Genomic DNA, 20,986 nt, shown 5'->3' with positions numbered 1-20,986 from the left:
TTAGTTCCTTTTATGAGGGATAAATAGTGAGAAAATAGCACCGGAAGGGTCCGCATTATCAACAAAAATACAGCCACCTGCGTTTATTACATAGCGGTGTACTAGGTACAAACCGATACCATGGCCTGGCTGTTCTTTACTGGTAGCGCCTTTAATAAAAATAGAATCGCTAATTGCCGAGTCAATACCGGTGCCATTATCGGCGACTTCAATGACTAAATCAGACCCAGAATCGGTGATCAGTAAGGATATTTTTTTATTGCTTTGAGGGTTCTTTAATGTTGCTTCAAAGGCATTGTCGAGTAAGTTACCCAGTATTGCCGCTAATTCATCTGACGGCATACTGCCGGGGGAGTTATGCAAATGACAAGTATCATCAAATTCTAAGCTTAACCCTAATTCTTGAGCACGACTGTATTTACCTATCATTAATCCGGCAATCACTCGGCAATGAAATGTTTTGGTTATATAATCAATGAATTGTTGTTGATGGTTGTTGTAACTGGTGATTGATTCGATTGCTTTGTCATACTCACCTATCTGGATAAAGCCGCCAATAGTAGAAAGCTTATTAGCGTGTTCATGGCAGAGCAAACGCAAATTTTCTGAGTGTTGCTGAATTTGGCTTAACTGCGTGGTGAGCATATTAATATCATTACGTAAACGAAAGCTAATTACCCAGCCGGACTGCTGCTGGTTGTTTTCAATTATAGTGCGGTTGGCGATTAAGGTTTCACCGTTGAGGGAGATCACTTCATCGCTGACATTACCAAGTTCGCTGTTGGCAATTAGGAAGGTGGTTGGCGTCGCAATCTCATTAACCGGTTTACCTTTGTAGTATTCAGGGGAGTTAGCGATACCGAGAATATTTAAGGCAGTCTTATTCACCGTGATAATACAAGCGTTATTATCAATGGCAATAATACCTTCATATACCGCTTGTAAGACTGATTTTTGTAAGCGTAAGGATAATGCGATTTCCTCTGGTTCCATACCATACATCTGTGTTTTTATATGGATAGAAAAACACCAAGCACAGACCCAAGAAATGAATAACGTTAATAATAATCCAATTAATACTGGTTCGAGGTAAAACATAAACCAGCTATTGACTTGGTCTAATAAGTAACCAACAGAGATAATACCTATTATCTCGCCTTCTACTGATATGATTGGGGCTTTACCTCGAATAGCTAATCCCATACTGCCTTCAGTCACAGTATAATAATGTTCACCTTTAGTGAGGGCGCGAGTACTATCACCCCCAACCATTTTCATACCCACTTTTAAGGGGTTTGGATGGGTAATTCGGATCTCGTTCTTATCACCAATAACGATATAGTCGGCGTCGGTTAAGGGTAATAAACCGTTGATGTATTGTTGTACTGATAATTTGTCGTCGGTAGCCAGTGCATGGACCAATTCGGGGTCAATAGCGATTTCTCGAGCTAGTACTAAAGCGCGAGCGCCCACTTGATTTTCCAACGTATCCATTAAGGCTTGATAGAAGCAGTAACCAACAAATAGAAGCTGGATTATTGCAACAGATGCAAGCAAAAGTAAAATTCGGAAACGGAAGGATAATTTTTTATTTAACAAATGTACAGCTGATTGTAACAAGTTCAACAACTCTAATGATATATAACACCAACATTAAATGTTAACACGGCCCAATATAAAATAGAGTGATCGGGGTCTCGAAGCTCCATACCATCTTAATTTACCACCTAAAAATTGACGCTGATCAGTTAATAAAAATATGATCCTTTGAATGGGCCACAATCCCCGCTTTCGTATAGATTGATGGTACTCAACTCAGGTGTTATGACACACCTATATTAATTATCGTAAAGATAAACACACTGAATACCCTATTATCCGCCGTTGTACTTTGACTTCACTCCGAAGCCGCATTATTCATGATGTTGCTTTTGGCCCTAGTTTCACTGGCGAAATTAGTTACGCCAAAGCGCTTCTCCGTTCAGCTCAAAATTCATCTTTAACTATTTTTGACTGCTGCTACCTCAGTGCGGAGCTTATGATTAACTGATGCCGTTTAAATACAAATTGTTATTGGTTGACACCTATTAAGAGCAATACTAAATACGATATTGTGGAGATATTAGGAGAAGGTGAATATGTAGTCGAAATGGCGGTGTCTGCACATGCGAGGAAGCAAGCCCCAAGTCTTCCAGAATGTTGGAAAGCCAGATTAGTATTATATCCTGCAGAGTAAAGCGTTATATATTGCCAGGAAAAAGAAAACGCCCCAAAAGTAGGAGCGTTTGAATATCTAAAACACGTTACATCATTCAATCAAAACATGCTTAACTGAATGGTGTTAACCTAATACATAGCTGATCATAACACCAGCAGCAACCGCTGAGCCGATAACACCAGCAACATTAGGTCCCATTGCATGCATCAATAAGAAGTTTTGTGGATCTGATTCCAGGCCAACTTTATTTGATACGCGCGCTGCCATCGGTACAGCAGATACGCCAGCTGAGCCGATTAATGGATTAACTTTATGCTTACAAAATTTGTTCATTAATTTTGCCATCAAAATACCAGAAGCGGTACCGATACAGAAAGCGATAATACCTAATGCTAAAATTCCTAGCGTTTGCGGTTGTAGGAATTTATCTGCAATTAGTTTTGAACCTACAGACAACCCAAGGAAAATAGTTACTATGTTGATCAAGCTATTTTGAGCGGTATCTGATAAGCGTGCTACCACACCACTCTCACGCATAAGATTACCAAAGCAGAACATACCAAGTAATGGCGTTGCTGAAGGTAGTAACATAGCGATCAAGACAAGTAACATGAGCGGGAAGCATATTTTTTCCAGTTTACTGATCTCACGTAGCTGATGCATCTTGATCTTACGTTCTTCTGGCGTTGTCAGAGCACGCATAATTGGCGGTTGGATCATGGGAACTAACGCCATATACGAGTATGCTGCAACGGCAATTGCGCCCATTAGTTCAGGAGCCAGTAAGCTAGATACGTAGATCGCTGTGGGACCATCGGCACCACCAATGATACCAATCGCTGCGGCTTGCGCAACACTAAAGTCCATGATGCCAAGTGAGCTTAGACCTAGTGCGCCAAGTACGGTCGCAAAAATACCAAATTGTGCTGCAGCACCAAGTAGGAGTGTTTTGGGATTTGCTAATAGCGGACCAAAGTCGGTCATCGCACCAACACCCATAAAGATCACAAGAGGGCCGATACCAGAAGCAATTACCACACTATAGAAAGTATATAACATACCATCTGTGTATTTAAATTGTTCTGCTAGTATGATCAGCTCTTTCATTTGCACTTGTGAAGCTGATTTTAAGCCTATTTTAATCACATCGGCAGACTGTTCAGCTAGCCCTAGTATTTGTGCAAACGCAGATAGCACTTCTGGCTTGCCAGCGTGCATGGCATTTTCAATAGCTGACATAGCTAACCCTGCATCGGGTAAGTTTGCCAAAATACCACCAAAACCAATTGGTATCAGAAGCAGGGGTTCAAATTGCTTGGCAATTGCTAAATAGAGTAGCCCAAAGCCAACCAAGAGCATAATTGCTTGGCCTAATTCCAAATGGAATAAGCCAAAGCCATTAATAAGATTAATAATTGGATCCATTATTATGGCCTTAAGCAATAGCTAATAATTGGTCGCCAACTTTAACGGCATCACCTTCAGAAACATCCATTGACTGTAAAGTACCTGATTTTATTGCTCTGATTTCTGTTTCCATTTTCATTGCTTCTAAGATCAGTAATACGTCACCTTCGACAACTTGTTGTCCAGGTTTGGCCACGATTTTCCAGATATTACCAGCGAGTGGCGCCATCATCGCTTCAGCATTAGCTGCGGGTGCTGCAACAGGAACCGCAGTCGTAGCCGTGTTAATTTGGCTAATGTCACCACCTTCGCTAACTTCTACAACGTAGCTTTGATTGTTTACTTTAACTGTGTATACGCCTGGAGTTGAAGACATAGCTTTTTCCTTATTAGTATTCATTGTTGGGATTGGTTCAAAGGCTGTTGGATCGTTACGGTTCTCGAGGAACTTCCAACCAATTTGGGTAAACAGAGCAACGGTTAATACGTCATCAATTACAGCATCTGCTAAGTCAATGCCTTTCGCTGCAGCTTGGCTGCGGACATCTTGTTCTAGCTGTGTCATTTCTGGGGCAATGTTATCTGCTGGGCGACAAGTGATTACTGCTTCACCCGCTAATACTCGTTGTTGTAGTTCAGTATTCATTGCCGCTGGAGCACGGCCATATTCCCCTTTCAGGATACCGGCAGTTTCTTTAGTGATGGTTTTGTAACGTTCACCCATTAGTACATTGATTACAGCTTGCGTACCAACGATTTGGGAAGTTGGTGTAACTAGTGGGATATGACCAAGTTCTTCACGAATACGTGGAATTTCTAATAATACTTCATCAAATTTATCTTCAGCACCCTGCTCTTTTAGCTGGATTTCCATATTCGTTAGCATACCACCTGGTACTTGAGCAACGAGGATGCGAGAATCAATGCCTTTTAATTTACCTTCAAATTCAGCGTATTTGCCTCGTATTTCACGGAAATAAGCTGCAACTTCTTCAACTTTTTTCAGATCCAGGCCCGTATCACGTTCGGTACCTGCAAGTGACGCAATGATGGATTCTGTTGCGGGATGGCCATAAGTACCACTCATTGAGGAAACTGCAGTATCAACACGGTCAACACCAGCTTCAATCGCTTTCAGTAAGGTCATATCAGATAGACCCGCTGTTGAGTGACAATGTAAATGTAGATCAACATCAACTTGTTTTTTCAGCGTTGAGATCAGTTCGTATGCTTCATACGGTTTTAGGATGCCAGCCATATCTTTGATCGCAATCGAGTGTACCCCGATTTCACTAAGATCTTGTGCAAGGTCGATCCAGCTTTGCATGGTGTGAGCTGGACTCGTAGTATAACAAATTGTGCCTTGTGCGTGAGCACCTTCGCGTTTAACTGCGGTGATCGCTTGCTGCATGTTACGAGGATCATTCATCGCATCAAAAATACGGAAAACATCAACCCCGTTAACAACCGCACGCTCAATAAATTTATCGACTACATCGTCAGAGTAGTGACGGTAACCAAGTAGGTTTTGGCCACGTAATAACATTTGCTGTGGTGTTTTTGGCATCGCTTTTTTCATTTCACGTAAACGTACCCAAGGATCTTCTCCGAGGTAACGAATGCAAGAATCAAAGGTTGCACCGCCCCAACTTTCGAGTGACCAATAGCCTATTTCATCAAGTTTTTGTGCAATGGGTAAGATGTCATCTAGACGTAAACGGGTTGCAAAAAGTGATTGATGTGCATCTCGCAACACTACATCAGTAATACCTAAAGGTTTAATCGGTTGTGTCATAGAGACGTTCCTTAACATGCTGGTTTGTTATGGTGGTGAATAGCGGCGGAAATAGCACAAATTAATTCTGTTTGATCGGGTTGTACGGGTTGTGTAGGTTTAGGCGCTGTGGCTACGGGGATAACCACAAATTTTTGGGCGATACTAGAAAGTAGCATAGTCGCACCTACCAGTAGCGTTAAAAAGCTAGCGACAAATCCGACACCAAGAATAAGTAAATTTATACCTTCGGCAAAAAGTGAAACCTGATTCATGTTTACTCCAATAAAAAAACAGAAAAACTCACTGAGTGAGTTTTTCTTTTGCAGTTAGGGAATGATTAACCAAGCAGACCGAAGACTACACTCGCAATAACCAGAACAATACCACCACCAAGACGTGATGAGATTTGAGCGTAAGAAATTAGGCTCATACGTTCAGAGGCTGCAAGTACTTCGAGGTCACCTGAACCACCACGGTTAGCCATACATAGGCCCGCTGTGATAGAAGCTTCGATTGGATAGAAACCCATTAACCAACCACCAATTGCGGCACCTAATACGGCACCTACTACGATAAGTGTTGCAAGTATTACGTTAACAAATGTGATCGTAGCGATGATATCGCCTAGATTGGTATATACCACACCGACACCAACCATGAGTAACCATAATAAATGCTTAGTAAAGAAGTCTGATAAACGTTTCGAGCCTTCTTTGATCTCTGGAGAACAAAGGCCAGATGCGTTTAGTAGAGCAATTAGGATAACCATGTAAGCAAAGGTATGGATCTTCACATCGCCAAATCCAGGTAGGATTGATTTTGATAGTGAGTAAGCAAAAGTATATGTACATGTTGCTAGTACTAAACCGACTGCGATTTCACGAGGTGTTATTTCACCAATTTTTTCATTTTCAGAAACATCGAAGCTTGAATTACGTAATAAATCACCGTTACCTGTTAGCGCAGGATATTTCTTACCTAGTATGTTTAGACCAGCAGCAATCACGATCGCAATGATGTTAGCGATAGTTAAGATAGCGATAGCTACTGAGTAATATTCTTCTTTGGAACCACCAGTAACAGATTCATAGATTTCTGAAAGTGGAATTGCACCTGCACCGTTACCGCCACCCATGATAGGTAGTACATATAACATCATAATGCGATCGAATGGAATACCGAACATCATGCCACCTAGGACACCTAGGATAGAAGCACCTAAAACTGCCGCTAAAATCGTAGGGATATAACCTACTAGCGATTTAAGCAGTAGTTTGCGGTTTACAGATAAGATTGAACCTGTGATCAGTACAGCAATAAAAAAGTCGATAAATTTCGTTTGTTTCATTACTAGTGCAACTGTATCAATCTCACGTTGCGTTAATAAACCTGCGTATACAAACCAAGCTGCAACTAAGAAGATTAATACTGGCGCACCACCAATATATTTATTAAAAATTGGGATCCGTTTACCCAATTCACCAAAAACAGCACCGATTATGAACATAAATGCAAAACCACCCACGAGGTTTTTCGGTAATGTATCAGTTATATGAGATGCAAATAGTGCAGCTAGCATTATTGAAAATAATGGTAGTGGTAATCCAAATACTTTAAAATTTAGTAATTTGGAGACCAGGTCGTTTTTTTCTACTTTAACGTTTAATGTACTCATGTTATTTCACCCCGATTAACATTTAGTGTGTTCATGTTATTTCACCTTGATTAATGACTGTTGTAAGTTAATTATTTTTGTCAGATATGGAATATTAATGCTTGTGTGTAAGGTACAAAAATAACGGCTATATAAATGTGAGTGAAATCATCAATAAGAATGGTTTTTAAAATCACTAATAAATTTAATTGAGTTAACTGTTGCTTGCTGTAATTAAGCGTTTTAATAATTAAATTTATTAAAATCATTTATTGGTATTTACAGCTTAAATAAACTCGATACTCATCATATTTTTTTTAACTTATATTCGATAAATTATTACTGGTCTAAACCAGAGGTTAAAAATAATGATTGATACTTATACTTTTTCTCGTATATCGGCTAGTAACGATAAGAAAATAAATGAGATCCAACGTTTTCTTTCTAATTCAGGTCTTCGTATTGATTATGATGTCGAACATTTCATCGTTGCCTATCATGACAATAATATTATTGGTTGTGGTGCCATTGCTGGCAATGTATTTAAATCAATAGCGTTATCACCAATGTTACGTGGCACTGGATTTTTATTAAAATTGCTTACGGAATTAATTAATTTAGCCTACGACATGGGGCGCTTTGAATTATTCCTATTTACCAAGCCTGAAAATGAAGTGATGTTTAAGCAAGCGGGATTTTTTCCGATTGTCGGTGTCAAAAATAAAATGGTGTTGATGGAAAATAGTAATAATCGCCTTGTTAAATATTGTCAAAAACTATCCAGTCAACGTCAGGAAGGAAGTAAAATTGGCAGCTTAGTTATAAATGCCAACCCTTTTACCCTCGGTCATCAATATTTAGTCGAACAGGCTGCAAAAGAATGTGATTGGTTACACTTATTTGTTGTGAAAGAAGATAAGTCTTATTTTTCTTATCACGACCGCTATAACATGATCAAACAAGGTTGTGAGCATGTAGATAATGTCACCGTGCATGCTGGTTCAGATTATTTAATTTCTCGCTCGACCTTCCCTAGCTACTTTATTAAAGACAGTGGTGTGGTTGACCTTTGTCATGCCGCTATCGATCTGCAATTATTCCGCTCGTATATTGCACCCGCATTAGGTATTACGCATCGATTCGTCGGCTGTGAACCTTTTTGTACTGTGACTAATAATTACAACCAGCAAATGGCGTATTGGTTTAGCCTCGAACCCTTTGTCGCACCGCCTATCGTATTTACTGAATTAAAACGTATTGAACATAATCAGCAACCCATCTCGGCTTCTCAAGTACGCGCCTTATTAAAGGCTAATGATCTCGACGCGGCAAAAGCATTAGTTCCAACGACTAGCTATCCCTATCTAGCCAATAAACAAGAATTAGAAACTCAGCATTTACAATCGTTAAATGCTCAATATACCGGCCTAATTGTGCCAGCGATAACCAATTTCTCTATTTAATAAAGCAATAATTACTATACAACTATAAGGTTTCATTTATGAAAATAGTCCAGCAAGCATTTGCAGGGACACTTGAATCAAGTGATGTATTGATTCGAGTATCCCCTGCCGAAACACAAGGTATTATGATTGAGCTAAATAGTTCCGTCATGAAGCAATTTGGTGATGTTATCGAGTCTGTGGTACGTGCCACGCTCACTAATATGGGAGTTACTGACGCGACGGTTATTGTTGACGATAAAGGTGCTCTTGATTGTGTGTTAAGAGCCCGCGTTCAAGCTGCAGCAATGCGTGCAGCAAATATCACGGACATTGATTGGAGTAAATTAGCATGAGTAAATTACGTCGTAGTATGTTATTTGTCCCTGGCGCTAATGCAGCCATGCTAAGTAATACTTTTATTTACAAACCGGATTCAATCATGTTTGACCTAGAAGATTCAGTGGCATTACGCGAGAAAGATACCGCGCGTATGCTTGTGTTTAATGCATTACAACACCCTTTCTATCAAGATATTGAAACTGTTGTTCGTGTTAACCCACTGAATTCTGAATTTGGGTTGAAAGATCTGAATGCCGTTGTTCGTGGTGGTGCAGATGTGGTACGTCTGGCTAAGACTGACAGTGCTGAAGATGTGATTGCAATGGAACGTGCAATCATTGAAATTGAGAAAGCGTGTGGTCGTGAAGTCGGTAGCACTAAGTTACTCGCAGCCATTGAAAGTGCTCGTGGTATTAATAATGCGGTAGAAATCGCGCATGCTTCTGAACGTTTGATCGGCATTGCATTGGGCGCGGAAGATTATGTTCGCGATATCAGAACACAGCGTTCACCTGGGGGTACTGAACTACTGTTTGCACGTTGTGCAATTATTCAGGCCGCTCGTGCTGCTGGTATCATGGCATTTGATACGGTGTACTCAGATGTGAATAACGAACAAGGTTTCTTAAATGAAGCTGAGCACATTAAGCAACTCGGTTTTGATGGTAAATCGCTGATTAACCCTCGTCAAATTGAACTACTACACAATGTTTTAGCGCCGTCTCAAGCAGAAGTGGACCATGCTAATGCTGTGATTGAAGCTGCTGAAGAAGGTGCAAAACAGGGTCTTGGCGTGATCTCATTAAATGGAAAAATGGTTGATGGACCTATCATTGACCGTGCGCGCTGGACTCTTCAACGTGCGCAATCTGGTATTAAACAATAAGGCTCTCAGATGACAACTAATACTCTTAATAATGAATATCTTCTTAGCCTCGGTCTTGATGATACGCAGCTATTCTTAGATGCAAATGCAATTACACCGTATCTAAAAGATGAAAAAATGAAAAAAAATCGTAAGATCTGCGCAAGCTTAGAAGCGGCAATTATAGCATCAGGTTTAAAAGATGGCATGACTATCTCTTTCCATCACTCTTTCCGTGGTGGTGATAAAGCGGTTAATCTTGTCGTCGATAAGCTGGCAGAAATGGGTTATAAAAACCTAACATTAGCGTCTAGCTCTTTAACGGATTGTCATGCGCCGATTGTTGGTCACATTAAAAATGGTGTGGTAAGCAAAATTTACACTTCAGGACTACGTGGTGAATTAGCTGAGGCTATCTCTGCGGGTGTACTTGAAGAACCGGTACATATTCATTCACATGGTGGCCGTGTTCATTTAATCAATACTGGTGTGATCAAAATTGATGTGGCTTTCATTGGTGTACCTTGCTGTGATGAGTTTGGTAATGCAAATGGCTTCAAAGGTAAATCACGTTGTGGTTCACTGGGTTACGCTCGAACAGATGCAGACAATGCCAACCACGTTATATTGTTAACAGAAGAGCTAGTTGGGTTTCCAAATAGCCCAGCAACGATTTGTCAGGATCAGGTCGATAGCATTGTTGTTGTCGATGAGATCGGTAATGCAAGTCAAATTGGTGGTGGTTCTACACGTCTGACTTCGAATCCACGAGAGTTACTGATTGCAAAACAAGCGGCAAGTGTGATCGAGCATTCTGGTTACTTTAAAGACAATTTCTCAATTCAAACGGGTTCTGGTGGTGCTTCATTAGCAGTAACACGTTTCCTTGAAGATAAAATGGTACGAGACGGGATCACTGCAAGCTTCGGCTTAGGTGGGATTACTGCAACGATGGTTGACCTGCATGAAAAAGGTTTAATTAAGAAACTAATTGACGTGCAGTGTTTTGATTCGGTTGCCGCAGAGTCTTTGGGTCGTAATCCAAATCACGTTGAAATTACTGCTAACCAATATGCAAATCCATCTTCTAAAGGTGCTGTTGTTGACCGTCTTGATATCGTTGTTCTGAGTGCACTAGAAATCGACACTAACTTTAATGTTAACGTGATCACTGGCTCTGATGGGGTATTACGTGGTGCTTCTGGTGGTCACTGTGATGCTGCAGCAGGTGCTAGTTTATCGATTATTGTTGCACCTCTAGTTCGTGGTCGTATACCAACACTCGTCCATAACGTGACTAACATCGTCACGCCAGGTCAGAGTATTGATGTATTAGTCACGGACCATGGTATTGCTGTGAATCCGCTACGTCCTGAAATTGCTGAACGTTTGACGCAAGCTGGTCTGCCTGTGATGTCTATTGACGATTTACAAGCCCGTGCTCAGCTGTTAACTGGCAAACCAAAAGCGATTGAATTTACCGATCGTATCGTGGGTTACATTCACTACCGTGATGGTTCAATCATTGATGTGATTAAACAGGTGAAATAATGCTAGCCTCGACTAAAACTGTTGATTTATTTGAAGTAATTGCAAATAAGGAAAATAGGGTTAAGAGGCAGCAAGAGTGGCTGAAAAGCCACTCTCTACCCCTTATTTCTTTTAGCATTAATATGCCCGGACCAGAAAAAAATAACGCGCTTACCGATGTTATTTTTCGTCAGGGCATGCATGCCATACGCAATACTTGTGCTAGTTATGGCTGGACGATAGTCAATCGTCAAATCCATCGGGCCAATACAGGGGCTGAAGCGATCATGGTTGTGGAAACTGATGATGTTAATGCCCTAAAGATTGCCATGATGAGAATTGAACATACCCACGCTATGGGTCGGTTAATGGATATTGATGTATTAGCGGTCAGCGGTGAGATTATCTCCCGCGATAACCAGGGCTTTGGTAAACGCCAATGTTATATATGTGATGATGAAGCAGTCGTCTGTGCGCGTTCTCAACGTCATGACCTGCCAACATTACTGCAAAAAATCGAGGAGATTGTTAACAATGCTTGATATTGTACGTACACCGATTCGCGTTGCTGAACCCGTATCTCAGCTCAGTGAAGATTACATGACCTTACCATTATCTCAACTATTCCAGCAGGTAGGGGAGTTGGCTTATAACGCGATGTTGGCAGAAGTTTATCTTACGCCAAAGCCGGGCTTGGTTGATCGCCAATCTAATGGCGCTCATGATGATATGGATGTCGCCTTATTTCAACGTAGTGCCAATGCAATAAAACCTTTTTTAAGCCAGTTTGTACAGCGTGGCTGGATGTTGTCAAAAGGTAATGCCAGTGATTTACTTACCGGTATACGCGGCATTGGTATTAATTGTGAACGAGCTATGTTTGGTGCTACGTTTGGAGTTAATACTCACAAAGGTATGATCTTTTCATTAGGTTTAGTTTGCAGTGCCGTTGGTTGGTTACGCGGACGGAAAAACCCCTTAACTGCGGTTAATATCAGTGCCACAATTGCGGTTGCCGGTAAAGGTTTAGTGCTGCTCGAATTAGAACCGAAGAGTTTATTACCACAGACGGCGGGCGAAAAAATATATAGCCAGTATGGATTAACGGGTGCCCGCGGGGAAGCAGAATCAGGTTTTGCAATGGTGATGAATTATGGTTTGCCAACCTATCAGCTATGTCGACAATGTGGTCAAACTGATGAACAAGCATTAGCACAAGTTTTGCTAACGCTAATGGCGCATAACCCTGATACTAACTTAGTCTCTCGTGGTGGTTTAGAAGGGCTGTATTATGTACAACAATATGCACAGGAATTACTGCTAAAATATGCCAGTACTGATGTGGGTTTTGAGAGGGCTATGGTGCAGTTTGATGATGCTTTAGTAGCACGTAATTTGAGCCCTGGTGGTAGTGCTGATTTACTCGCAATTACGCGATTAATCGCGCAATTGGTGAGTATGTAATATGTATTACGAGATTATTTGCTGTGTTTTGTAGGCTTAACTTGCCATGCTTTTGTTGCCCACAGTGGTACTGTTGATAATGAATGCTTATAACTACCATTGATCTCTTTTGTCGAGTACGATACATACAATAAGCTTTGGCTGTCGGCATCATAAATACGACGGATTTTGAGTGACTTAAACAAAATACTCTTCGATTTCTTGAAAATCACCTCACCGCTTTTTGAAGTATCAATTGTGGCTAACATCGTGGCGGTAATATCACCCGTTTGACGACAGGCTATGCCCATATCTGATGGGTCAGAAAAGTCTAGAACAGCTTCAATATGACTGACATGACAAGTTACCCCTGATATAGCAGGATCAACGAAACTGTTGATCTTAATGTCTTTAGTGGTAAATAAACCGAGGCTAATCTTACCTGATGCATCATCGCTACAACCGCTTAACGCAACACTGCTGACAAGTAATGACAATAAACTGATTTTTTTTAATTTGGCTGACAATGGCTTTAACATCGATGCATTCCTAATGGCGGTTGGTGTGAGATATGATAGATTAATACGGATTGACAATTGAGGAAAGCAATAACATAGGTTTGTTATTACCTTCCATTTGTTATCATTGTATGGATAACAACCAGCGCAGGCTATTCGATTTGGCTTAGGATTGGCGGCGGTATAAGCTGTAGTCAGTAAATTCTTTAGTTGACTGACATTCTAAGCATAAACGCGATTCAGAACGGGCCTGTAAGCGTTTAATCGATATTTCATCGCCGCAGCTATCACAATAACCATAATCCCCGCTGTCGATACGACGTAGCGCTTTGATAATTTTCTTGATGTGCAATTTATCGTGTTCGATACGGTTTAGTTCAAGCCTGTGTGCTTCTTCCATTGCCGCGCGATCAATTTCATCGGCCATTTCATTACTGTCTGAGACCACCACGTCTGTGGATTGGTGTTCGATGCGGGCTGAGATCTCTTGCTGTTCTGTTTCTAGTTTCTCTTTGAAATAGGCAACTTGGCCTTCATTCATAAAATCGCTCATATATATTACCTATTTCGTATTCGGATTATAATTAATTAGTATGATAGACATTTTAATTGTCCATAACATAGGGGATTAACTCTATTGTGGCAAAAAATAACTGAAAATTACAGGTTGGGGTATTTTGTCTCGTTTCAAGAGGGATAGCTAATTAATCCGTATTTTTTTCTCTGAATTGTGCTCTGATTGTGATTATCCTTAGTTGATTAGTTTTAATCTTGAGCAGGTTAGGCTAACATCGTTATCTATTTTCAGCACTGTTAACGCTGACATTTAAAAACCATTGTTAAGCGCTCTGGTTAAGGATCATGTTGATGAACGCGATAACCGTACACCGTCCGACGTTAAAAATCATCTGGAGACTGTTAGTTTTCTTATTTTTCCCACTCATTATCTGGCTATACAGCGTGATAGCCGACGTACCATTTGCGCACATTGATAGTGGTGCTAATTTTCATAAGTGGCTCATCTTTTTCCTGTATCTTGGTTGTCTTGCGGCGTGGTTATATATCGACCGCGCATTATCACGTAGTTCTTTTTTTCGTAGTTAATTTATTTTATGAGTATTGATGCTTTGTTTCCCGTATTACCCTACATTGCCGCGGCATGTGTTGCCACGGTCGGCGCGCTAATTGCGATGCGTAAGAGCCAACAAGCCACATTGTCGGTGCAAACTTTAAATCATGAAATTGAGCTGTTAGAACAGCAATTAGATAACGTCAATTATAGTCATGAGCAGTTGCAGCAAGCACATGATGGCAATAAATTAAAATTAGAGTCGCAAAACAATCAGCTGATCAAAGTCATGTCACGATTGCGTGAAAGTGATATTCGTTTACAAATCGAACGCCAAGCCAGTGACGAAAAATTAGCTCTGCAAGCACAATCAGAACAACGTCTGCAACAGCAATTTGAAAATTTAGCGAATAAGATCTTTGATAGTAAAACCGATAATTTTAAAGAACTAAATAAGTCTAGTGTGGAATTACTCTTGTCGCCATTAAAAACCCAACTAGAGGGGTTTAAGCAACAAATTCAAGATGTTTATTCTAATGAAGCCAAAGAGCGCCACAGTTTACAATCTGAAGTTGCAAGACTACAGCAAGTGTATCAATTGATGTCGAGTGAAACCGCTAACCTGACCAAAGCGCTAAAAGGTGATAACAAGCAACAAGGTAATTGGGGCGAGGTTATTCTAGCCAGGATCTTGTCGGAGTCGGGGTTACGTGAAGGTCATGAGTACGATGTGCAAGTGAGTTTGAATAATGAACACGGTAAACGTTTTCAGCCGGATGTGATCGTGCATTTACCGCAAGACAAAGATGTAATAGTTGATTCTAAGGTGTCATTAACGGCTTACGAGCGTTATTTTAATGCTGAGGATGAGGTAACACGTAAACAAGCATTACAAGAGCATGTGACGTCGGTACGCAGTCATATTCGCGAGCTTGGTCGTAAAGACTATCATTTGTTACAAGGATTAAAAACGTTAGATTATGTGCTGATGTTTATTGCTGTGGAACCAGCCTTTTTAGCCGCGTTACAAGCTGACCCAAGTTTAATGAAGTTCGCGTTAGACAATAACATTATGTTAGTTAGCCCGACGAATTTGTTAATCGCACTGCGTACCATCGATAATTTGTGGCGTTATGAACGTCAGAATCAAAATGCCCAGTTAATTGCTGAGCGTGCGGGTAAGATCTATGAGAAATTACGCTTGTTTAGTCATGATATGCAAGATATGGGCGTGGCATTAGATAAAGCTCAAGATAGTTATGACTCGGCCATGAAGCGGCTAGCAACAGGCAAAGGTAATTTAATTAAACAAGCCCAGCAGTTTGTTGAACTGGGGGTTGAAGTTAAAAAACCATTACCTGCCGAGTTAATCGAAAAAAGCAGCGTTAATTTATTGAAATAACCTCTTCGTTTAAAGCTAACCTTTCCAAAATGCCGGAGTGACAAGTACTAATACTGTCATGATCTCTAAGCGCCCCATTAGCATACCCAAACTGAGTGCCCATTTTGCAGTATCTGGTAGGCTAGCAAAATTACCAGATGGCCCGATGACTGGGCCGAGTCCTGGCCCGACATTAGCAACCGCTGTTATTGCGCCGGTAATACTGGTGATGGGGTCTAATCCGATAATGCTTAATATCGCTGCCAGTATCACGATTGTCGCGATAAAGGCACTGCCAAAAGCCACTACAGATCGCACAATCACATCATTCACATTTCGCCCATTGTAGTGCTGTCTAAATACCCCGGATGGATGCACTAATTGGGACATTTGTTTACGGAATAAGGTCAATGCGATTTGAAAACGGAAAATTTTGATGCCTCCGGATGTCGAACCTGAACAGGCACCGGTAAACATTAAAGCCGCAAATAATACCGTGGTAAATTCCCCCCAAGTGCCGTAATCGGTTAAGCCAAACCCTGTTGTGGTCACTACGGAGACAATATTGAACATGCTGATACGGATGGCATCGCTAAAGCTAAACACATCTTTGTGCCATAAATACAGCGACATCATGACTGTCATAGTGAGCACGAGTTTAGCAAATCCGATGATTTGCGCATCCTTGAATAACATGGATATATCACGCCGATGTAAGGCATTGATCAAAAGTAAAAAGGGCAATCCACCTAAAAACATAAAGAAGGTGCCATTCCATTGTGCGGCATTGGAGAAGTGCGCCATAGATTGATCTGAGGTAGAGTAACCTCCAGTGGATAAGGTTGTCATGGCATGATTAACCGCCTCGAAACTGCTCATCCCTGCGGCTAAGTAACCAAAATAACATAATATTGTTAAGCTTAAATAAACATACATCACGTAGGCTGCAGTATGCTGGGTTTTAGAGGTGTTCTTATCAGACCAATCTGATGACTCAGTTTGGAATAAACGCATACCACCGACGTTTAAGTAAGGTAATACGGCCACGCCCATTACCACAAAACCAATACCGCCTAACCACTGTAGAATTGAACGCCATAACAATACGCTATGTGCGGTGCTATCTAAGTTGGATAATACGGTTGAACCTGTGGTGGTGATACCTGACATGGTTTCGAAATAGGCATCAGTATAGCTAATATGTTGGATCAACATTAGTGGTAATGCGGCAAAGGCGGACGCAATTATCCATACGCCCGTAGTCAGTAAAAACATTTCTCGAATACCGAGCTTGAATACTTTAGAACGACCTTTATGCCAAAATAAACCCGATGCAATAGTAGTGATAATGATGGATTTGAAGAATTCGGATACGCCATGACCATCGGTATATATCGCTAATACCAATGGCGCGATCATAAACAAGGCAAGCGCGCGTAATACCACACTCGCCATGAACAGTACGGGTTTAAAATTAACCATGAAACAAGTTTCTATGTGTGTTTATAAGAAAAATGGACTGGGTTGGAAAAGTTTTTCTACATCCGGAATAAACTTCTTATCAACCAGGAACATTACTACGTGATCATCTTGTTCGATCACCGTATTATCGTGGGCAATTAATACTTCATCATTGCGGACGATGGCGCCAATTGTAGTACCTTGAGGTAGTTTCAGACTGCCAATAGTCCGGCCTACAACACGCGATGTTAACTTATCACCATGGGCAATCGCTTCAATCGCCTCTGCGGCACCGCGGCGTAATGAGTAAACATTGGCAATATCAGCACGACGTACATGCGTTAATAACGCTGAAATAGTGGCCTGTTGCGGTGAAATTGCTATATCGATAGTACCACCCTGCACCAGATCTACATAAGCCTCACGCTGGATCAGTACCATGACTTTTTTCGCGCCCATCCGTTTGGCTAACATGGCTGACATGATATTGGCTTCGTCATCATTGGTGACAGCGATGAATACGTCGGTTTGATCTATGTGCTCTTCACTGAGCAGTTCCTGATCGGATGCATCACCGCAGAATACGATGGTATTAGTGAGCATTTCTGACAGTTTTTCGGCGCGGGTGATATTACGCTCAATCAATTTTACTGAGTAATCACGTTCTAAACGTCCCGCTAATGCCGCGCCAATATTACCACCACCGGCGATAATAATACGGCGATACGGTTTTTCCAGCTTTTGTAATTCACTCATCACGGCGCGAATATTATTGCTGGCCGTGACAAAAAAGACTTCATCATCGGCTTCAATAATGGTGGTTCCCAGTGGGCGGATGGGCTTACCTTGACGGAAGATTGCAGCAACGCGGGCTTCCACATTCGGCATGTGTTCACGTAATGCTGCTAGCGCATTACCAACCAGTGGACCACCATAATAGGCTTTTACAGCCACGAGACCGACTTTGTTATTGGCAAAGTAAACCACCTGTAATGCCCCCGGATAATCGATGAGGCGTTTAATATAGTCGGTTACTAGCTGCTCAGGTGCGATCAAATGATCGACTGCAATAGCGCCATTATGAAACAGGGTTTCTTTGTTATTGAGATAGTACTCATTTCTGATCCGAGCGATTTTATTCGGGGTATTGAACATGGTGTAAGCGATCTGACAAGCGATCATATTAGTTTCATCATTGTTGGTCACTGCCACCAACATATCCGCATCTTGAGCACCAGCTTCTCGTAGTACGTCTGGATTGGCGCCGTGGCCTTCAACAACACGTAAATCAAATTTATCTTGTAAGTTTCTTAGGCTGTCGCCATCGCGGTCGATAACCGTAATGTCATTATTCTCACCTACTAAGTTTTCAGCCAGTGTGCCGCCGACCTGGCCTGCACCGATAATGATAATTTTCATTTAACCTCGCACCAAATAAAATTGTCGTGATCTGTTTTGATAATACTATACTACGCTTATCTAAGCTAAAGTTGAATAACGCCAATAGTTGTTAGCCAAATGATACTCATTTATCCGTTGGCTATAGAGACTATTAGGTTATGCTTTCTTTTGTAATTTCGCGTAAAAGAAGCCATCCATACCTTGGGTATTGGGTAGGATCTGCCAGCTAGATGCTTGATTGTCGCTGTTGGCTGTTAATGGGATCAGCGTTGCATCCGGAGTACGGGCCACAAACGAACTGATTTGTTCGCTATTTTCTGCTGGTAGAATAGAGCAGGTTGCATATAATAACGTGCCGCCTGGTTTTAGTTGCTGCCACATCGCATCTAAAATTTCAGATTGTAATTGCACTAATGGGGCAATATCACTATCACGACGTAACCATTTGATATCGGGATGACGACGAATTACCCCCGTTGCACTGCAAGGTGCATCTAATAAAATGCGATCAAACTTATCACCTTTCCACCAATCTTCAGGCTTGCTGGCATCGCCGTGGATAAGCTCTGCTTCTAATTGCATACGGGTTAAGTTTTCTTGTACACGCGCTAAACGTGTCGCATCAAAGTCTACAGCAACAAGGTGCTTAAGGGCTGGTTGACGTTCTAAAATGTGTGCAGTTTTACCACCTGGCGCTGCACAAGCATCCAGTATTAATTCGCCTGGCTGTGCGTCTAAGAATTGTGCTGCAAATTGTGCTGCGCCATCTTGTACAGAACAATGGCCGTCTGCAAAACCAGCTAGCTTATAAACGTCGGTTGGCTTTACTAATCGCAGTGCTGAATCGGCACTCTCGACTATTTCAGCAACGATCTCGTCAGCGGCTAATAATGCTTGATAATCAGCTTGGTTATGATGTTGTTGATTAACCCGGATCCACATTGGTGGTCGTTCATTATTCGCCATTAAGACTTCTTGCCATTGTTCTGGGTAAGCCGCTTTAATACGCTTAATTAACCAACCTGGGTGACCAAATTTACACGTATCGTTACCGTCTGCTTGGCTCTCTAGATCATCTTGCTGACGTTGATAATTACGTAAAACCGCATTCACCAAACCACTGAGTTTTGGTGATTTTAATACTTTTATTGCGTTTACTGTTTCTGCTACGGCAGCATGTGCAGGGATACGCATGAATTTTAATTGATATAAACCAACCAGAATCAAGAAATGCACAGGTCTTTGTTTACCGGTTAATGGCTTGCTCATTAGTTGGCGACTAATAAATTCAAGACGTGGTAACCAGCGCAGTACGCCGTAACAGATCTCCTGTAGTAAAGCACGATCCTTGGCTGGTAATAATTGCTGAGCAGTCGGTAAGGCTGTCGTCAATGACTGACCTCTATCAACAACTTGGTAAAGTACTTTTGCAGCGCTAGCTCTGGTTTTCATGTATATGTATCCGAGGTAAAACCGCCCAATATTATTGAGCGGTTATAAGTATTAAATAGAATTAAGTAATTGACCAACAGTAAACCACTCTTTACGAGCGTTTAATATGTCTTGAACAGGCATGGCTTTCTTACCAGCCAGTTGCAGGTTTAATAACGTTAATACGCCATTGCCCGTCGCCACTTGGATGCCGTGTTTTGTTGCCGCTATTACAGTGCCGGGCTGTGCATCCGTGGTTGCTTCACTGACACTTGTTTGCCAAATTTTAACATTTTGCTCTGCAATTTGTGTATAGCTTACTGGCCAAGGGTTAAAAGCACGTACTTGACGTTCAATCTCTACAGCAGATTGAGTCCAATCTATATTGGCTTCTTCTTTACTTAGCTTTGATGCATAGTTTGATAGTTGGTCATCTTGCACTTCAGCAACGGCGGTGTTGTTACTGATGTGTGCTAATGTTTCTAGCAGACCTTGTGGACCGAGTCCTGCTAGTTTGTCATATAAACTGGCACTGGTTTCATCATCCGCAATCGGGCATGTTACTTTGTGTAGCATGGCACCCGTATCTAGACCTAAATCCATTTGCATAATAGTGACGCCTGTTTCTGCATCGCCAGCCCAAATTGCACGTTGGATTGGTGCTGCACCACGCCATCTTGGCAATAATGAACCGTGTACATTAATACACCCTAAGCGCGGTGTATCGAGTACGATTTGTGGCAGGATCAACCCGTAGGCAACCACAACCATCAGGTCAGCATTTAATGCCGATAATGCTTGTTGTGCTTCTTCGTTACGTAAACTAATCGGCTGAAAAACGGGAATGTCATGGCTAACAGCAAGTTGTTTTACATCACTTGGTTTTAGTTTTTTGCCACGACCTGCGGGGCGATCTGGTTGGCTATATACAGCGATCACTTCATGCTCTGAATTGATTAATGCAGATAGGTGTTTTGCGGCAAAATCAGGGGTGCCGGCAAAAATAATGCGTAATGGTTTGCTCAAGGTTAATTCCTACTTTGTATT

The 20,986-nt window shown here is 41.5% G+C and carries 19 protein-coding genes; 8 read left to right on the top strand and 11 right to left on the bottom strand.

The features are described 5' to 3' along the window. From MORIYA_RS13600 to citS, 5 genes are all read right to left on the bottom strand, one after another. On the bottom strand, positions 1 to 1,485 hold the full coding sequence (locus MORIYA_RS13600; protein ID WP_197713386.1) for an ATP-binding protein: 1,485 nt from the start codon (positions 1,483 to 1,485) through the stop codon (positions 1 to 3). Between the two features lie 856 nt (positions 1,486 to 2,341). After that, positions 2,342 to 3,643 (bottom strand): sodium ion-translocating decarboxylase subunit beta, encoded by a 1,302-nt coding sequence (locus MORIYA_RS13595; protein ID WP_112715994.1) that lies wholly within the window; start codon positions 3,641 to 3,643, stop codon positions 2,342 to 2,344. 10 nt (positions 3,644 to 3,653) lie between these two features. Beyond that, positions 3,654 to 5,408, bottom strand: a complete 1,755-nt coding sequence (oadA, locus tag MORIYA_RS13590; protein ID WP_232011738.1) for a sodium-extruding oxaloacetate decarboxylase subunit alpha — start codon at positions 5,406 to 5,408, stop codon at positions 3,654 to 3,656. Between the two features lie 23 nt (positions 5,409 to 5,431). Beyond that, the gene (locus MORIYA_RS13585) at positions 5,432 to 5,674 is read right to left on the bottom strand and encodes an OadG family protein (RefSeq protein WP_112715990.1); all 243 of its coding nucleotides are present in this window, start codon (positions 5,672 to 5,674) and stop codon (positions 5,432 to 5,434) included. Positions 5,675 to 5,739: 65 nt separating this feature from the next. Then, positions 5,740 to 7,077 (bottom strand): citrate/sodium symporter CitS, encoded by a 1,338-nt coding sequence (gene citS / locus MORIYA_RS13580; RefSeq protein WP_112715988.1) that lies wholly within the window; start codon positions 7,075 to 7,077, stop codon positions 5,740 to 5,742. A gap of 347 nt (positions 7,078 to 7,424) precedes the next feature. Here citS and citC point away from each other — a divergent pair, with 347 nt between their 5' ends. The 6 genes from citC to citG are packed head-to-tail and all read left to right on the top strand — an operon-like array spanning position 7,425 to position 12,699. Continuing rightward, complete coding sequence (gene citC, locus MORIYA_RS13575) at positions 7,425 to 8,519, top strand: [citrate (pro-3S)-lyase] ligase (RefSeq protein ID WP_112715986.1); 1,095 nt, start codon at positions 7,425 to 7,427, stop codon at positions 8,517 to 8,519. Positions 8,520 to 8,557: 38 nt separating this feature from the next. After that, positions 8,558 to 8,854 (top strand): citrate lyase acyl carrier protein, encoded by a 297-nt coding sequence (citD, locus tag MORIYA_RS13570; RefSeq protein ID WP_112715984.1) that lies wholly within the window; start codon positions 8,558 to 8,560, stop codon positions 8,852 to 8,854. Further along, a complete protein-coding gene (gene citE / locus MORIYA_RS13565) occupies positions 8,851 to 9,726 on the top strand; it encodes a citrate (pro-3S)-lyase subunit beta (protein WP_112715982.1) in 876 nt (291 codons plus the stop codon). Before citD ends, citE begins: the two co-directional genes overlap by 4 nt. Positions 9,727 to 9,735: 9 nt before the next feature. Beyond that, positions 9,736 to 11,256 (top strand): citrate lyase subunit alpha, encoded by a 1,521-nt coding sequence (citF, locus tag MORIYA_RS13560; RefSeq protein ID WP_112715980.1) that lies wholly within the window; start codon positions 9,736 to 9,738, stop codon positions 11,254 to 11,256. Continuing rightward, positions 11,256 to 11,777: a citrate lyase holo-[acyl-carrier protein] synthase gene (gene citX, locus MORIYA_RS13555; RefSeq protein WP_112715978.1), complete on the top strand. Its 522-nt coding sequence runs from the start codon at positions 11,256 to 11,258 to the stop codon at positions 11,775 to 11,777. The genes citF and citX overlap by 1 nt, the downstream gene beginning before the upstream one ends. After that, a complete protein-coding gene (gene citG / locus MORIYA_RS13550) occupies positions 11,770 to 12,699 on the top strand; it encodes a triphosphoribosyl-dephospho-CoA synthase CitG (protein ID WP_197713385.1) in 930 nt (309 codons plus the stop codon). Before citX ends, citG begins: the two co-directional genes overlap by 8 nt. A gap of 14 nt (positions 12,700 to 12,713) precedes the next feature. On the opposite strand, the gene MORIYA_RS13545 is transcribed toward citG, so the two are convergent. Next, positions 12,714 to 13,217: a CreA family protein gene (locus MORIYA_RS13545; protein WP_112715976.1), complete on the bottom strand. Its 504-nt coding sequence runs from the start codon at positions 13,215 to 13,217 to the stop codon at positions 12,714 to 12,716. A 145-nt stretch (positions 13,218 to 13,362) separates the two neighbouring features. Then, positions 13,363 to 13,749: a TraR/DksA family transcriptional regulator gene (locus MORIYA_RS13540; RefSeq protein ID WP_112715974.1), complete on the bottom strand. Its 387-nt coding sequence runs from the start codon at positions 13,747 to 13,749 to the stop codon at positions 13,363 to 13,365. A gap of 314 nt (positions 13,750 to 14,063) precedes the next feature. On the opposite strand from MORIYA_RS13540, the gene MORIYA_RS13535 reads away from it, so the two are divergent. Beyond that, positions 14,064 to 14,300: a hypothetical protein gene (locus MORIYA_RS13535; protein WP_112715972.1), complete on the top strand. Its 237-nt coding sequence runs from the start codon at positions 14,064 to 14,066 to the stop codon at positions 14,298 to 14,300. Positions 14,301 to 14,308: 8 nt separating this feature from the next. After that, entirely contained in the window at positions 14,309 to 15,667 is a 1,359-nt protein-coding gene (gene rmuC, locus MORIYA_RS13530) for a DNA recombination protein RmuC (RefSeq protein WP_112715970.1), read from the top strand. Positions 15,668 to 15,682: 15 nt separating this feature from the next. Here rmuC and MORIYA_RS13525 read toward each other — a convergent pair whose 3' ends face one another. The 4 genes from MORIYA_RS13525 to fmt form a co-directional block, all read right to left on the bottom strand. Then, the gene (locus MORIYA_RS13525) at positions 15,683 to 17,128 is read right to left on the bottom strand and encodes a TrkH family potassium uptake protein (RefSeq protein ID WP_112715968.1); all 1,446 of its coding nucleotides are present in this window, start codon (positions 17,126 to 17,128) and stop codon (positions 15,683 to 15,685) included. Between the two features lie 21 nt (positions 17,129 to 17,149). Further along, a complete protein-coding gene (gene trkA, locus MORIYA_RS13520; RefSeq protein ID WP_112715966.1) occupies positions 17,150 to 18,526 on the bottom strand; it encodes a Trk system potassium transporter TrkA in 1,377 nt (458 codons plus the stop codon). Between the two features lie 138 nt (positions 18,527 to 18,664). Continuing rightward, positions 18,665 to 19,960, bottom strand: coding sequence for a 16S rRNA (cytosine(967)-C(5))-methyltransferase RsmB (rsmB, locus tag MORIYA_RS13515; RefSeq protein ID WP_112715964.1), 1,296 nt, complete (start codon positions 19,958 to 19,960; stop codon positions 18,665 to 18,667). A gap of 51 nt (positions 19,961 to 20,011) precedes the next feature. Next, positions 20,012 to 20,965 (bottom strand): methionyl-tRNA formyltransferase, encoded by a 954-nt coding sequence (fmt, locus tag MORIYA_RS13510; protein WP_112715962.1) that lies wholly within the window; start codon positions 20,963 to 20,965, stop codon positions 20,012 to 20,014. Positions 20,966 to 20,986: the final 21 nt, after the last annotated feature.

The organism is Moritella yayanosii, assembly GCF_900465055.1.
Classification (GTDB): domain Bacteria; phylum Pseudomonadota; class Gammaproteobacteria; order Enterobacterales; family Moritellaceae; genus Moritella; species Moritella yayanosii.
This window is presented reverse-complemented; position numbering and strand designations above follow the sequence as displayed.